Here is a 13,370-nt window from a genome sequence, read left to right on the forward strand (position 1 = left end):
CCGACTGCAAGCTCCCCAGCGAGCATCTTGTCGTGCTGTATCGGCTTCTCCCTCTGGTCCCAGCTGATTATGCCGAGCGCGTCGGTGCGTAGTTCCGCTAGGTTGAGGGGGTTGCGGCAGCTCGTAAACCCAGCCGCGCTGTCCTAGACAACCGCCGACTTCCTCCCTGAAGCGGTGACAGCTTCAAGGCGCTGGCTTGCCCAGCGCCTTTTCTTTTGCGAGCTTCCAGAATGCGTCGCTGATCGCTTCGTCTCGCGCGTCTTCGATGCGAAAAGCAACGTTCGATGGGGCCATTCCTCGCGCCATACAGCGGGCACACACGGCTTTCGATTTGTTCTTGTGTCACGGGACACCTCCATGGTTGTTGTGTCCCGTATTTATGGAACTGCAAGCGCTTAAGCCCATGAGAAAGGGGCCTTGCGGCCCCTTGGTGTCGAGCTTTGATCGACTACTTGCAGCGGGTCACTTGCGTCACCGGCTCTGTCTGACAGGTGATCGTCCGCGGTTGCTGGGTCTGGTTGATGGTGTTGCCTTGCTGCTGGTAGATCGCAGCGCGTTGGTTGGCGTTGTTGGTGACGCCGGTCAGAAAGATCATTGCCGCTTCGGCACGTCGTTGCTCAGCAGCGAAGCACTGTTGATCACCAGGGGCGCATGAACTTGCGCAAGCCGACAGCAGGGCAGCGAGCAGCAGCACAGACAGGTAGCGCATGGGGTTCCTCCTTGAATGTTATTGGGGACAACCAGCCTGTAGTCGTGGCCCCTTAGGGTCAAGAACTCCTTTGCTATGCTCGTTGAACAAGACGGGAGTGACGATGCCAGCGCCTGGTACCTCGGGACGCGCATCAGCGTCTGACGCCGACGTCCGGTCGCCCAGTCGTCAGCTGCCCGGCGCCGTGATGCCGCGCGGCTTGACCATGGTGCCCACCTCGTTGGCCAGGCGGCGGCGGTCCTCGTCGCTCATCGTGGCCGGCGTGCACTCCCGCTTGCCGAGCATCGAACCGGTGCGCTGTTCGCGTTCGCAGACCATCTTCTGCGCTGGCTCGGCCTGTGCGGTCTGCGTCGTCTGCGCGGTGACACCGTCGCTGGCGCAGGCGGCAAGCGCGAGCAGGGGAACGGCGGCGAACAACAGTCGGATCATGATGGGTCCCTGATGGCGGGTCCGGGTCTGTGCCTCGGACGGCTGATGAAGCCGGCGATGCTAGCAACGCCCATTTCGCGATAGCCTTGGGGAGAACGCGACCCACCCCCTTTCGAGGGAACGCGTGGCGCACCGGCGATGATGCCGTCTTCACGCGCCCCAGGCTTACCTCTGCATCCGCATTTCGGGAGGACTTTTCTTGACCCCAGGACTCAAACGATTCTTCGCCAGCGAATCGGCCGGCGGCATCGTGCTCGCCATCGCCGCGGTCGCCGCGCTGATCCTTTCCAACTCCCCGTGGCGGGAGCTCTATGCCGCCTTCACCCGCATCGAAGGCGAGGTCCGCATCGGCGGCGACTGGCTGGTGCTGGCCAAGCCGCTGCTGGTCTGGGTCAACGACCTGTGGATGGCCGTGTTCTTCTTCCTCGTCGGCCTGGAGATCAAGCGCGAGTTCGTCGGCGGCGAACTGTCAGACCGGTCGCAGGCCGTGCTGCCCATCGTCGCGGCCTTCGGCGGCATGGCCGTGCCGGCGTTGATCTACGCGGGCTTCAACCTCGGCGACCCCGTCGCGCTGCACGGCTGGGCCATTCCGGCGGCGACCGACATCGCGTTCGCCATCGGCATCGTGATGCTGCTGGGCAGCCGCGTGCCGGCTTCTCTGAAGGTCTTCCTCACCGCGGTCGCGATCATCGACGACCTCGGCGCCATCGTCGTCATCGCGCTCTTCTACACGAGCCAGCTGTCGCTCACGATGCTCGCCTGCGCCGCGGCCTGCCTGGTCGTGCTCTTCGCGCTGAACCGCGCGAAGGTCCGGCGCGCCGACGTCTACATCGTCGTGGGCCTGGTCCTGTGGACCTGCGTGCTGAAGTCCGGCGTGCACGCGACGCTGGCGGGCGTCGCCACGGCGCTCTTCATCCCGTCCGACAACGACGGCCACGGCCACTCGCCGTCCGAGGACCTCGAACACGCCCTGCATCCCTGGGTCGCGTTCCTGGTCCTGCCGATGTTCGCCTTCGCCAATGCGGGCGTGTCGCTGCTCGGGCTGCACGCGGGCGATCTGCTCCATCCGGTCTCGCTCGGCATCGCGTTCGGACTCGTGGTCGGCAAGGCGATCGGCGTGTTCGGCAGCTCCTGGCTGATGATCCGCGCCGGCCTGGCGCAGAAGCCGGGTGGCGCCGACTGGGTCCAGTTCTTCGGCGTCTGCGTGCTCTGCGGCATCGGCTTCACGATGAGCCTGTTCATCGGCGGGCTCGCGTTCGAGGGCCACGGCCCCGACTGGGAAACCCGCGTGAAACTCGGCGTGCTCGGCGGGTCCATCCTCTCAGGCATCGCGGGCACGCTGATCCTGCTGCGCAAGCGCGCTTGAGCTGATCGAACCGACCGCGCGCGGCGGAACGCAACGACAAAGGGGCCCGTGGGCCCCTTTGTCCGTTTCACGCCGACCGTCGATGACGGCCAACGGTCGCTCAGTGCTTGTCGGCGTGGTTGTGCGACAGCAGCTTGTCGGTATATGCGATCGCCAGCGCGGAAAGCAGGAAGGCCAGGTGGATGACGGTCTGCCAGATCAGCGTCTGCTCCTGCAGGTTCTGGACGTTGATGAAGGTCTTGAGCAGATGGATCGACGAGATGCCGATGATGGCGGTCGCCAGCTTGACCTTCAGCACCGAGGCGTTCACATGGTCGAGCCACTCCGGTTGGTCCGGGTGTCCTTCAAGGTGCAGGCGCGACACGAAAGTCTCGTAGCCGCCGACGATCACCATGATCAGGAGGTTGGAGATCATGACCACGTCGATCAGCGCCAGCACGGCCAGCATGATGATGGTCTCGTTGAGCTTGGGGACCGTGGCGTCGGCCTTGTAGCCGACGCTGTCGACCAGCAGCTTCAACGCTTCCTGGTTGCCGAAGGCGGCTTCGACCAGATGCACGAGTTCGGTCCAGAACTGGAAGACGTAGACGCCTTGCGCGACGATCAGGCCGAGATACAGCGGCAGCTGCAACCAGCGGCTGCCGAACATGATGGTGGCCATCGGGTTGCGGCGGGGCTTCGGCGTCGGGCTGTCGGTCATCGGGGTAAGTCCTTCAAGTCGTAACTGGCGGGAACCGCCAAACCGGGCGATTTTAGTGAGAGCATGAGCCGTGCTCTTCTACAAGAGTAAGCACATCGTCAGTGTGAAAGCGGAGAGTTCGGCCGAGTCTGAACCCGACTTCGAAGATCCCTGCCTGTACGGAGACATAGGCCATGAGTGACAAGATCAGCGACAAGATCTACAACCCCCCCGCATCCGCCGTCCAGGGTGCCCACGTGTCCGGAATGGCCGCCTATGAGGCGCTGTGCAAGGAAGCGGACAGCGACTACGAGGGCTTCTGGGCCCGCCAGGCGCGCGAGCTGCTGAGCTGGAAGCAGCCCTTCACGACGGTGCTGAACGCGTCCGACGCGCCTTTCTTCAAGTGGTTCGAGGACGGCAAGCTCAACGTCTCCTACAACTGCCTGGACAGACACGTCGACGCCGGCCGCGGCGACCGCGTCGCGATCATCTTCGAGGCCGACGACGGCACCGTGACCCGCGTCACCTACGCCGAGCTGCTCGCCAAGACCGCGCAGCTGGCCAACGCGCTGAAGGCGCGCGGCGTGAAGAAGGGCGACCGCGTCGTCATCTACATGCCGATGTCGGTCGAGGGCGTGGTCGCCATGCAGGCCTGCGCCCGCATCGGCGCGACGCACTCGGTGGTGTTCGGCGGCTTCTCGGCGCAATCGCTGCGCGACCGCGTCCAGGACGCCGGCGCCGTGATGATCCTGACCGCCGACGAGCAGGCCCGCGGCGGCAAGTCGCTGCCGCTGAAGTCCATCGTCGACGAGGCCCTCGCCGACAACAACTGCCCCACGATCAAGCACGTCATCGTCTACAAGCGCACAGGCGGCAACATCGCCTGGGTCGCCGGGCGCGACGAATGGCTGCACGACGCCGTCTCCGGGCTGGCCGCGAGCTGCGAGCCCGAATGGGTCGACGCCGAGCACCCGCTGTTCCTGCTCTACACCTCGGGCTCCACCGGCAAGCCCAAGGGCGTGCAGCACAGCACCGGCGGTTATCTGCTGCATGCCGCGCTGACCACGAAGTGGACCTTCGACCTGAAGGACTCCGACGTCTTCTGGTGCACCGCCGACATCGGCTGGGTGACCGGCCACACCTACATCACCTACGGCCCGCTCGCGCTCGGCGGCACCGAGGTCGTCTTCGAAGGCATCCCGACCTTCCCCGACGCCGGCCGCTTCTGGCAGATGATCGAGAAGCACAAGGTCACCATCTTCTACACGGCGCCGACGGCGATCCGCTCGCTGATCAAGGCCGCCGAGGCGAACGAGGCCGTGCACCCGAAGCGCTACGACCTCACGTCGCTGCGCATCCTGGGCTCGGTCGGCGAGCCGATCAACCCCGCCGCGTGGGAGTGGTACCACCAGCACGTCGGCGGCGGCCGCTGCCCCATCGTCGACACCTTCTGGCAGACGGAGACCGGCGGCCACATGATCACGCCGCTGCCGGGTGCCACGCCGCTGGTGCCGGGCTCGTGCACGCTGCCGTTCCCCGGCATCACCGCCGCCATCGTCGACGAGACCGGCAACGACGTGCCCAACGGGCAGGGCGGCATCCTGGTCGTCAAGAAGCCGTGGCCGTCGATGATCCGCACCATCTACGGCGATCCGGAGCGCTTCAAGAAGAGCTACTACCCGCCCGAGCTCAAGGGCTACTACCTGGCCGGCGACGGCGCCATCCGCGACGCCGAGACGGGCTACTTCACCATCACCGGCCGCATCGACGACGTGCTGAACGTGTCGGGCCACCGCATGGGCACGATGGAGATCGAGTCCGCGCTGGTGAGCTGCACCGAGCTCGTGGCCGAGGCCGCGGTCGTCGGCCGTCCGGACGACACCACCGGCGAGGCGATCTGCGCCTTCGTCGTGCTCAAGCGCCCGCGTCCGAGCGGCGACGAGGCCAAGGCCATCGCCAAGCAGCTGCGCGACTGGGTCGCCAAGGAGATCGGCCCGATCGCCAAGCCCAAGGACATCCGCTTCGGCGACAACCTGCCCAAGACCCGCAGCGGCAAGATCATGCGCCGCCTGCTGCGCTCGGTCGCGAAGGGGGAGAGCGTCACGCAGGACACCTCGACGCTGGAGAACCCGGCGATCCTGGAACAGCTCGGACAAGCCTATTGAGGATCCCGCGCGGTGCCGCGCGAGGGATGCGCGTGGCACCCGCGGCGGCATCGGTTCATCGGCTGTCTCTCCTCTGAAACACGGCCTGCTTCCCCCTTTTGGGGGGCGGTTTTTGCGCTTGCGCAAGTCGACAACCCGGTCGCCTTCCCGGAAGTGCGGGAGCGGCTGGCCTTCTCATGGCAACAGGCGACGCATGCCCACAAGTTCGGGTTGTGGAGCTTGTCCGCGCCTGGACGAAGAATGCCGGCTCCGTTCCTTCAGGAGCGGTGCCCGCGTTCACGGCGGCGCACGGGCGACACGGCGCGCCGGCTGCCGCCCTCATAGAAGGAGTCGTTTGTGGAATATTCGTTCACGCTCAAGTACCAGATGCCGCCGCAGGACTGCGACGAGGAGCCGTTGAAGCAGCGGCTGGCCTCGGTCGGCTGCAAGGACGCGCGGGTCGCCGTGGGCCTGCGCGGCAGGATGATGCTGAGCTTCGCCCGAGCCGCGGAGCGCGCCGACCAGGCCCTGCTGAGCGCCTTGCGCGACGTGCGCAAGGCCATCCCCGGCGCGCGGCTGATCGAGGCGGGGCCGGATATGGTCGGCCTGACCGACGTGGCGACGCTGGTGGGGGTGTCGCGCCAGAACATGCGCAAGCTGATGCTGACGCACCCGATGAGCTTCCCGTCGCCCATCCACGAGGGCAACTCATCCTCTGTCTGGCATCTGTGGGACGTGCTGCGCTGGATGCAGGGACGCGGCGGCTACAAGATCGACGAGGCCATCGTCGAGCTCGCAACCGTCGCCAAGGCCGTCAACCTCGCCCGCGAGAGCCGTCACCTGGACGAGCGGCGGCGCGAGGAGCTGTTCAAGCTCGTGGCCTGACACGTGGCCTGAATCGTGGCCTGAAAAACGAACAGGCCCCGAAGGGCCTGGTACGGGTGCAGGCCCCCGCAAGGCCTGCGCAGACGCTGGCGCCTGCCGACGGTCACTTCGTCGACAGGATCCACTTGGCGAGCGTCTCGGCCTCGGCCGGACTCACCTGCGTGTTGGCCGGCATCGGGACCGGGCCCCAGACGCCGGAACCGCCCTTGATGATCTTCTCGGCCAGCTTCTTCACGGCGTCCTTGTCGCTGGCGTACTTGGCGGCCACGTCCTTGTAGGCGGGGCCGACCAGCTTCTTGTCGACCGCATGGCAGGCCATGCAGTTCTTCTTCTGCGCCAGCTCGGGGCTGGCGAAGGCGCTGGTCGCGCTCAGCGAGGCGGCGAGGGCCGCGGAGATGAACAAGGCGTTTCTCATGGCATCCTTTCAGGTGGCGTCCGGCTTCCGATCGGCGTCACAATCGACGCCACAATCGCTGCCGCGACAGGCAGTGTCGCGACGCGGTCGACGCGGTCGACGAATGGGCCTGGGGAATCCGGGCTCGCGCGGATTGTAGTGGTGAGGGATGCGGCGCCAATGGGCGCTCACGAGGAGAACGACGATGTGGTTGATGGTGATCGGTGTCTTGTTGATTCTTCTCAAGCTGGGCGATGTCGGCCCGTTCGAAACGCTGAGCTGGTGGTGGGTCCTGTCGCCGTTCCCGGTGGCCGTCGTGTGGTGGGAATTCGCCGACAAGACGGGTTACACCAAGCGGCGGGAGATGGACAAGATGGATGCGAAGAAGGAAACGCGCCGACAGCGTCAGCTCGACGCCATCGGCATGGGCGACAAGACGCGCAAGAAGCGCTGAGCGCGCTTCAGGCGCTCTCCATTCACTCGAACTTGTCGAGCACCGCGCCGGAGCTCGCGCTCGACGCATTCTTAGCGAACTTCGCCAGGACGCCGCGCGTGTAGCGCGGTGCCGGTTGTTGCCAGGCGGCCTTGCGGCGTGCGAGTTCCGCATCGTCGACGTTGAGCTGCAGCAGCAGCTGCACGGCATCGATGGTGATCGAGTCGCCCTCCTGCACCAGCGCGATGGTGCCGCCCGCGTAGGCCTCAGGCGCGACATGGCCGACCACCATGCCCCAGGTGCCGCCCGAGAAGCGGCCGTCGGTGATCAGGCCGACGCTTTCGCCCAGGCCCTGGCCGATCAGCGCGCCGGTCGGCGCCAGCATCTCCGGCATGCCCGGACCGCCCTTGGGGCCCAGGTAGCGCAGCACCATCACGTCGCCGGCCTTGATCTGGTTGGCCATGATGGCCGCGAGCGCCGACTGCTCGTCGTCGAAGACGCGCGCCGGGCCGGTGATGACCGGGTTCTTGAGGCCGGTGATCTTGGCGACGCAGCCCTCGGGCGACAGGTTGCCCTTCAGGATGGCCAGGTGTCCCTGCGCGTAGATCGGATCGGCGACGGCGCGGACGACCTCCTGCGCCGGCGACAGGTCCGGCACGTCGGCCAGGTTCTCGGCGACGGTCTTGCCGGTGATCGTGATGCAGTCGCCGTGCAGCAGGCCGGCCTTCAGCAGCTGCTTCATCACGGCGGGGATGCCGCCGGCCTTGTGCAGGTCCACGGCCAGGAAACGGCCGCTGGGCTTGAGGTCGCACAGCACCGGGATCCTGGTGCGCATGCGCTCGAAATCGTCGATGGTCCAGTCCACCTCGGCCGCGTGCGCGATCGCCAGGAAGTGCAGCACCGCGTTGGTCGAGCCGCCGGTGGCCATGATCACCGCGACGGCGTTCTCGATGGCCTTCTTCGTCACGATGTCGCGCGGTTTGAGGTCGGCCTTGACGGCGGCGACCAGGTAGTCGGCGGCGCGCTTGGTGTTCTCGACGACCTCGTCCTCGACGTTGGACATGCTCGACGAATAGGGCAGCGACATGCCCAGCGCCTCGAAGGCCGAGCTCATCGTGTTGGCGGTGTACATGCCGCCGCAGGAGCCGCTGCCGGGGATCGCGCGCTTCTCGATCTGGCAGAAGTCCTCTTCGCTCATCTTGCCGGCGCTGAACTGGCCGACGGCCTCGAAGACGCTGACGATGTTGAGGTCCTGGCCCTTGTAGTGGCCCGGCTTGATGGTGCCGCCATAGATGTAGATCGCCGGCACGTTGGCGCGCAGCATGCCCATCATGCCGCCGGGCATGTTCTTGTCGCAGCCGCCGATGACCATCACGCCGTCCAGCCACTGGCCGCCGACGCAGGTCTCGACGCAGTCGGCGATGACCTCGCGCGAGACCAGCGAGTACTTCATGCCTTCGGTGCCCATGGCCATGCCGTCGGAGATCGTCGGCGTGCCGAAGAGCTGCGCGTTGGCGCCGGCGGCCTTCAGGCCGACGACGGCGGCATCGGCCAGCTTCTGCAGGCCGGAGTTGCACGGCGTGATCGTCGAGTGGCCGTTGGCCACGCCGATCATCGGCTTGCCGAAGTCGCCTTCCTGGTAGCCCATGCCGTAGTACATCGAGCGGTTGGGCGCGCGCGCGACGCCTTCGGTGATGTTCTTCGAGCGGCGGTTGGGCGCGTCGTCGTGGGGCGCCGCGGCGGCGCTGCTGGAGGCGTTCTTCTTCGGATCGGTCATGGTGTCGTCCTGGCGAGCGGGGCTTGGAGCGGCTGAGTATGCGTCTCGCGTTCCTGCGGGTCCAATATATAGTTGACGTCGTTTTGATTCATGCGATGTATCGATGATCGAGCTCCGTCCCTTGCGTCAGTTCCTGGTGCTGGCCGAGGAACTGCACTTCGGCCGCGCGGCGGAGCGGCTGCACATGACGCAGCCGCCGCTGAGCCTGGCCGTGCAGAAGCTGGAGGCGCAACTGGGCGTCCAGCTGCTGGAGCGTGGCCGGCGGACCGTCGCGCTGACGGCGGCCGGCGCCGCGCTCGTGGAGGCGTCGACGCGGCTGGTCGAACAGGCGGATCAGCTGCCCGCCCGCGTCCGCGCGGCGGCCAGCGGCGAGGCCGGCCGGCTGAGCCTGGGGTTCGTGTCGACCGTCGGGTACGGCGACATGCCGCGCTGGCTGCGGCTGTTCCGCGAAGCCTTGCCGGACGTGCAGCTCGCGCTGCGGGAGGCGACGCTCGATGTCCAGCTGCGCGGCTTCGAGACGGGCGAACTGGATGCCGGATTCGCGATCCACGCGCCGGGTGCCGAGCCGCCCGGCTTCGAATGCCTGACCGTGTCGACCGAGCCGCTGGTGCTCGCGCATGCCGAGGACTGGAGCTTGGCGCGCCGCCGCGGTCCGACGCTCGAGGACGTGCTGCGGGAGCCGCTGGTCGTGTTCCCGCGCGAGATCGCGCCGTCGCTCTTCGACGCCTTGCTGGGCTTCTACCGCGCGCACGGCGCGACGCCGCACATCGCGCAGGAGGCCATCCAGATGCAGACCATCGTCAACCTGGTGTCGGCGGGCATGGGCGTGGCCTGGGTGCCGCAGTCCGTCTGCGCGCTGCAGCGGCCGGGCGTGCGCTACCGGCCGTGGCCGTCGGCCCGCGTGCCCGCCTGCGACACCAGCCTGATCTGGCGCCGGGACGCCTCGCCGGTGGTGCGCCGCTTCGTCGACCATGTCCGCGGACAGGTGAAAGTCAAGGCGTGACCCCGCCTGGAACGGCCTCGAAGGGACAGGTCCGGCCTGCAGGTTGCCGAAGGTGAACACGAAGGTGAAGTTCCGTGTCCGGCAGGCAGGAGGCATGCACGCCCCGCGGACTTCTGCGACCATGCGCCGATGAAAGGACGAACCCCGTGACAGCCCCCCGCAACAACGACGATGACCGCCGCCGCGGCACCTGGCGACGCCTGATCGGGGCGATCTGCGTCATCACCGGGTTCTCGATGGTCCTGAGCGTGGCCTTCGCGACGCCGGCGCGGGCGGCCGTGCTGAAGGACGCCGAACTGCAGGCGCTGCTCGATGCGGGTCGTGCGGACGATCTGGAGAAGCTCGCCACGCAGCGCGTGAAGGCCGATCCGGACGATCCGCAGGCCGCGGCCGCGCTCGCACTGGCGCAACTGGACCTGGCCGACGGCGCGGTGCTGAAGCAGAACACGCAACGGCTGGAGCAATGCGTGCAGCGCACGCCGAACGAAGGCGCCTGCCACTACGCGCTGGCGCTGGCGCTGGTGATGCAGGCGCGGGGCGGCAGCAAGCTGAAGGCGCTGGGCTCGCTGGGTCGGGTGAGCGAGCTGGCGCAGCGCGCCATGACGCTGCTGCCGGATGCCCCCGAGCCGCGCAGCGCGCTGCAGCAGTACTACCTGGCGCTGCCGAGTTTCGTCGGCGGCGGGGAGTCGAAGGCGCGCGCGCTCGAGCAGGACGTGAAGGACCCGGCGCAGTTGAACCTGATGCGCGCGCGGGTGGCGGCGTCGAAGAAGGACTGGCCGGCGATGGAGAAGGCGCTGCGCGCCGTGAAGACGCAGCGGCCTGAGCTGCTGCTGGAGCTGCGCGTGCTGTGGAGCGACTACGGACGCAACCTGTTCTTCAGCGATCAGAAGGAGCGGGCGGTGCCGTGGTTCGAGGAGCTGCTCAAGAGCCAGCCCCACCAGGCGATGGGCGCGTATGGACTGGGTCGTGCCTACGACGCGCTGGGCCAGTACGACAAGGCGGTGGCCGCGTTCGAGCGGGCCCGCGGCATGACGGGCGCCGAACAGCTGGGTCTGGACCGGCGCCTGGGCAGCGCGCTGGCGGGCAAGGGCGACAAGGCGGGGGCGCGCGTCGCGCTGCAGCGCTGCATCGACAACCGTCGCGGCAGCCACGGCGACATGGAGGACTGCCGCAAGCAACTGGCCGCGCTGGGGAACTGACGGCCAGCTTTATGATTCGCGCCTTCTCGACGCGGTAAAGCTCCCTCATGTTGGTCCATCCCCAGTTCGACCCTGTCGCCATCAACATCTTCGGATGGCCGATCCATTGGTACGGGCTGATGTACCTGGCGGCGTTCGGCCTGTTCCTGTGGCTGGGCAACCGCATGGTCCGCAAGCCCTGGAACGCGGCGCGCGGCTGGACCCGGCGCGACATCGACGACCTGCTGTTCTACGGCGTGCTCGGCGTGGTGGTGGGCGGCCGGCTGGGTTACGTGCTCTTCTACAAGCCGGCCTACTACTTCAGCCACCCGGGCGAGATCCTGGCGGTGTGGCAGGGCGGCATGGCCTTCCACGGCGGCCTGCTGGGCGTGATCGTCGCGTTGGGCTTCTTCGCGTGGCGGCGCGGCTTCCACTTCCTCGAAGTCGGCGACATCGTGGCGCCGTGCGTCCCGACCGGCCTGGCCGCAGGGCGCCTGGGCAACTTCATCAATGGCGAGCTGTGGGGCCGTCCTGCCGATGCCGACCTGCCGTGGGCCATGGTCTTCCCTCAGGCGCACGATGCGGTGCTGACGCCGCGTCATCCCTCGCAGCTCTACCAGTTCCTGGGCGAGGGCGTGCTGCTGTTCATCGTGCTGTGGCTGTTCGCGCGCAAGCCGCGGCCGATGGCGGCGGTGTCGGGGCTGTTCCTGGCCGGCTACGGCGTGGCACGTTTCGTCGTCGAGTTCTTCCGCGAGCCCGACAGCTTCCTCACGCTGGACAAGCAGCCCCTGCACCTGAGCCAGGGCCAGTGGCTGAGCGCGCCGATGATCGTCGTCGGCCTCCTCATGATGCTGTGGGCCTACCGGCGCGCGGCACGACTGCAGGCGTCCCCCGCGACCCGTTGAGACCCCCATGCGTCAGATCTTCTTCGATACCGAAACCACCGGCCTGAATCCTGAATCGGGCGACCGCGTCGTCGACATCGGCTGCGTGGAGATGGTGAACCGTCAGTTGACGGGCCGCCATCTGCACTTTTACCTGAACCCCGAGCGCGACATGCCCGAGGAGGCGTTCCGCGTCCACGGGCTGAGCGCGGAGTTCCTGTCGGACAAGCCCAAGTTCGCGCAGATCGTCGACGAGTTCCTCGAGTTCATCCGCGACGCGGAGCTGATCGCGCACAACGCGGCCTTCGACGTCGGCTTCATCAACGCCGAGCTCAAGCGCTGCGGCAAGGCGCCGCTGCACGAGTGCGTGGAGAGCGTGCGCGACACGCTGCTGATGGCGCGGGACATGTTCCCGGGCAAGGCGAACTCGCTGGACGCGCTGTGCCGCCGGCTGGAGGTCGACAACAGCAACCGCGGCCTGCACGGCGCGGTGAAGGACGCGGAGCTGCTGGCGGAGGTCTTCATCCGCCTGACGCGGGGTCAGGACTCGCTGGTCATCGACGACAGCGCGTCCTCGTCGTCGGGGGAGGGCGGTCAGCTGGAAGTCGTGACCATCGACTTCAGTGCCTTCGACCTGCCGGTGATCGCCGCCACGGCCGAGGAACTGGCGTTGCACGACAAGGCGTTGGTGGACCTCGACAAGGCCAGCGGCGGCAAGCGCATCTGGCAGGTGCCGGCGGCCGCCTGAGAGACGAGAACTCAAAGAGTTCTTGAATCGGGTCAAATTCTCATGGCATAATCTTCGACTTTCCCGGACATCCAAAACCGCAGTGCAAGCAACGACACAAGCCGTTGTGCAAGCGGTGGTTGAGGACGACAAGACCGGGCGGTTAGCTCAGCGGTAGAGCACTGCCTTCACACGGCAGGGGTCGCAGGTTCGAACCCTGCACCGCCCACCAAAGTCTTCTGAAAAGGTGCTTTGGATTCTTGTTGAAAGTCGGAGAAAAGTTCGGCGATGAGCCCGGTCCAGATACCGGGCGGTTAGCTCAGCGGTAGAGCACTGCCTTCACACGGCAGGGGTCGCAGGTTCGAACCCTGCACCGCCCACCAGATCAACCCCGTCAACGCAAGTTGGCGGGGTTTTTTCTTTGGTGCCCATCTCAAGGATGGATGAACTTGATCATGCCGAACATGAGCGTGATTGAAGCGATTTGCCCACCAACGATCCAAAGGACCAGCGAGTTCCGCATCTGCGCCATCTCGCCTCGCCAGTCGGCGATGTCGCCGCGCAGCCCCGCGATCTCTTGCTTCAGCTCGGTGCGAAGCAGGCCAATCTCGCTTCGGACGCCAGCAAACTCTGATTTCAAATCCGTCAATTCCACTGTCATTGAGCGGCTCCTTGGCGTTGTGTACTGCGGGTTCGTGGATGGGTGAGCAACGATCATCCTGCGATCAAGGGGTCTCGTCTCTCGCGCATTTCAGTCATTGA

General features: G+C 66.7%; 14 protein-coding genes and 2 tRNA genes. 10 read left to right on the forward strand and 6 right to left on the reverse strand.

Annotated features, from left to right (window positions below):
• Positions 1-448: 448 nt before the first annotated feature.
• Together PV762_RS02320 and PV762_RS02325 are read right to left on the reverse strand one after the other, a co-directional pair.
• Positions 449-709, reverse strand: a complete 261-nt coding sequence (locus tag PV762_RS02320) for a hypothetical protein (protein ID WP_421033411.1) — start codon at positions 707-709, stop codon at positions 449-451.
• 168 nt (positions 710-877) lie between these two features.
• On the reverse strand, positions 878-1,138 hold the full coding sequence (locus PV762_RS02325) for a hypothetical protein (RefSeq protein WP_421033412.1): 261 nt from the start codon (positions 1,136-1,138) through the stop codon (positions 878-880).
• Between the two features lie 199 nt (positions 1,139-1,337).
• Here PV762_RS02325 and nhaA point away from each other — a divergent pair, with 199 nt between their 5' ends.
• Positions 1,338-2,504, forward strand: a complete 1,167-nt coding sequence (gene nhaA, locus PV762_RS02330; protein ID WP_421033413.1) for a Na+/H+ antiporter NhaA — start codon at positions 1,338-1,340, stop codon at positions 2,502-2,504.
• Positions 2,505-2,604: 100 nt separating this feature from the next.
• Here the strand turns inward: nhaA and PV762_RS02335 are convergent, their stop codons facing one another.
• Entirely contained in the window at positions 2,605-3,204 is a 600-nt protein-coding gene (locus tag PV762_RS02335; protein ID WP_421033414.1) for a TIGR00645 family protein, read from the reverse strand.
• 173 nt (positions 3,205-3,377) lie between these two features.
• On the opposite strand from PV762_RS02335, the gene acs reads away from it, so the two are divergent.
• Both acs and PV762_RS02345 read left to right on the forward strand, forming a co-directional pair.
• On the forward strand, positions 3,378-5,348 hold the full coding sequence (acs, locus tag PV762_RS02340) for an acetate--CoA ligase (protein WP_421033415.1): 1,971 nt from the start codon (positions 3,378-3,380) through the stop codon (positions 5,346-5,348).
• A gap of 336 nt (positions 5,349-5,684) precedes the next feature.
• Positions 5,685-6,212 carry a helix-turn-helix transcriptional regulator gene (locus PV762_RS02345; RefSeq protein WP_421033416.1) on the forward strand — a complete coding sequence of 176 codons (528 nt, stop codon included), beginning with the start codon at positions 5,685-5,687 and terminating at the stop codon, positions 6,210-6,212.
• 103 nt (positions 6,213-6,315) lie between these two features.
• On the opposite strand, the gene PV762_RS02350 is transcribed toward PV762_RS02345, so the two are convergent.
• Positions 6,316-6,627, reverse strand: a complete 312-nt coding sequence (locus tag PV762_RS02350) for a c-type cytochrome (RefSeq protein ID WP_421033417.1) — start codon at positions 6,625-6,627, stop codon at positions 6,316-6,318.
• Between the two features lie 184 nt (positions 6,628-6,811).
• Here PV762_RS02350 and PV762_RS02355 point away from each other — a divergent pair, with 184 nt between their 5' ends.
• Entirely contained in the window at positions 6,812-7,060 is a 249-nt protein-coding gene (locus PV762_RS02355) for a TIGR04438 family Trp-rich protein (RefSeq protein WP_421033418.1), read from the forward strand.
• A 22-nt stretch (positions 7,061-7,082) separates the two neighbouring features.
• Here the strand turns inward: PV762_RS02355 and ilvD are convergent, their stop codons facing one another.
• Complete coding sequence (ilvD, locus tag PV762_RS02360) at positions 7,083-8,816, reverse strand: dihydroxy-acid dehydratase (RefSeq protein ID WP_421033419.1); 1,734 nt, start codon at positions 8,814-8,816, stop codon at positions 7,083-7,085.
• Positions 8,817-8,919: 103 nt separating this feature from the next.
• Here ilvD and PV762_RS02365 point away from each other — a divergent pair, with 103 nt between their 5' ends.
• The 6 genes from PV762_RS02365 (at position 8,920) to PV762_RS02390 (ending at position 12,991) form a co-directional block, all read left to right on the forward strand.
• The gene (locus PV762_RS02365) at positions 8,920-9,819 is read left to right on the forward strand and encodes a LysR family transcriptional regulator (RefSeq protein WP_421033420.1); all 900 of its coding nucleotides are present in this window, start codon (positions 8,920-8,922) and stop codon (positions 9,817-9,819) included.
• A 146-nt stretch (positions 9,820-9,965) separates the two neighbouring features.
• On the forward strand, positions 9,966-11,018 hold the full coding sequence (locus PV762_RS02370; RefSeq protein ID WP_421033421.1) for a tetratricopeptide repeat protein: 1,053 nt from the start codon (positions 9,966-9,968) through the stop codon (positions 11,016-11,018).
• 47 nt (positions 11,019-11,065) lie between these two features.
• On the forward strand, positions 11,066-11,902 hold the full coding sequence (gene lgt / locus PV762_RS02375) for a prolipoprotein diacylglyceryl transferase (RefSeq protein WP_421033422.1): 837 nt from the start codon (positions 11,066-11,068) through the stop codon (positions 11,900-11,902).
• 7 nt (positions 11,903-11,909) lie between these two features.
• The gene (dnaQ, locus tag PV762_RS02380; RefSeq protein WP_421033423.1) at positions 11,910-12,629 is read left to right on the forward strand and encodes a DNA polymerase III subunit epsilon; all 720 of its coding nucleotides are present in this window, start codon (positions 11,910-11,912) and stop codon (positions 12,627-12,629) included.
• 136 nt (positions 12,630-12,765) lie between these two features.
• Positions 12,766-12,840, forward strand: a tRNA-Val gene (locus tag PV762_RS02385).
• A 76-nt stretch (positions 12,841-12,916) separates the two neighbouring features.
• Positions 12,917-12,991, forward strand: a tRNA-Val gene (locus PV762_RS02390).
• A 50-nt stretch (positions 12,992-13,041) separates the two neighbouring features.
• Here the strand turns inward: PV762_RS02390 and PV762_RS02395 are convergent.
• Positions 13,042-13,269 carry a hypothetical protein gene (locus PV762_RS02395; protein ID WP_421033424.1) on the reverse strand — a complete coding sequence of 76 codons (228 nt, stop codon included), beginning with the start codon at positions 13,267-13,269 and terminating at the stop codon, positions 13,042-13,044.
• Positions 13,270-13,370 lie beyond the last annotated feature (101 nt).

The sequence above is a fragment of the Mitsuaria sp. CC2 genome (assembly GCF_048957715.1).
GTDB lineage: Bacteria > Pseudomonadota > Gammaproteobacteria > Burkholderiales > Burkholderiaceae_C > Roseateles.

Bases quoted from the DNA above. Each gene is read 5' to 3' on its own strand.
- PV762_RS02320 (WP_421033411.1), bottom strand. From the start codon at position 709: ATGCGCTACCTGTCTGTGCTGCTGCTCGCTGCCCTGCTGTCGGCTTGC.
- PV762_RS02325 (WP_421033412.1), bottom strand. From the start codon at position 1,138: ATGATCCGACTGTTGTTCGCCGCCGTTCCCCTGCTCGCGCTTGCCGCC.
- PV762_RS02335 (WP_421033414.1), bottom strand. From the start codon at position 3,204: ATGACCGACAGCCCGACGCCGAAGCCCCGCCGCAACCCGATGGCCACC.
- acs (WP_421033415.1), top strand. From the start codon at position 3,378: ATGAGTGACAAGATCAGCGACAAGATCTACAACCCCCCCGCATCCGCC.
- PV762_RS02350 (WP_421033417.1), bottom strand. From the start codon at position 6,627: ATGAGAAACGCCTTGTTCATCTCCGCGGCCCTCGCCGCCTCGCTGAGC.
- PV762_RS02355 (WP_421033418.1), top strand. From the start codon at position 6,812: ATGTGGTTGATGGTGATCGGTGTCTTGTTGATTCTTCTCAAGCTGGGC.
- ilvD (WP_421033419.1), bottom strand. From the start codon at position 8,816: ATGACCGATCCGAAGAAGAACGCCTCCAGCAGCGCCGCCGCGGCGCCC.
- PV762_RS02365 (WP_421033420.1), top strand. From the start codon at position 8,920: ATGATCGAGCTCCGTCCCTTGCGTCAGTTCCTGGTGCTGGCCGAGGAA.
- lgt (WP_421033422.1), top strand. From the start codon at position 11,066: ATGTTGGTCCATCCCCAGTTCGACCCTGTCGCCATCAACATCTTCGGA.
- dnaQ (WP_421033423.1), top strand. From the start codon at position 11,910: ATGCGTCAGATCTTCTTCGATACCGAAACCACCGGCCTGAATCCTGAA.
- PV762_RS02395 (WP_421033424.1), bottom strand. From the start codon at position 13,269: ATGACAGTGGAATTGACGGATTTGAAATCAGAGTTTGCTGGCGTCCGA.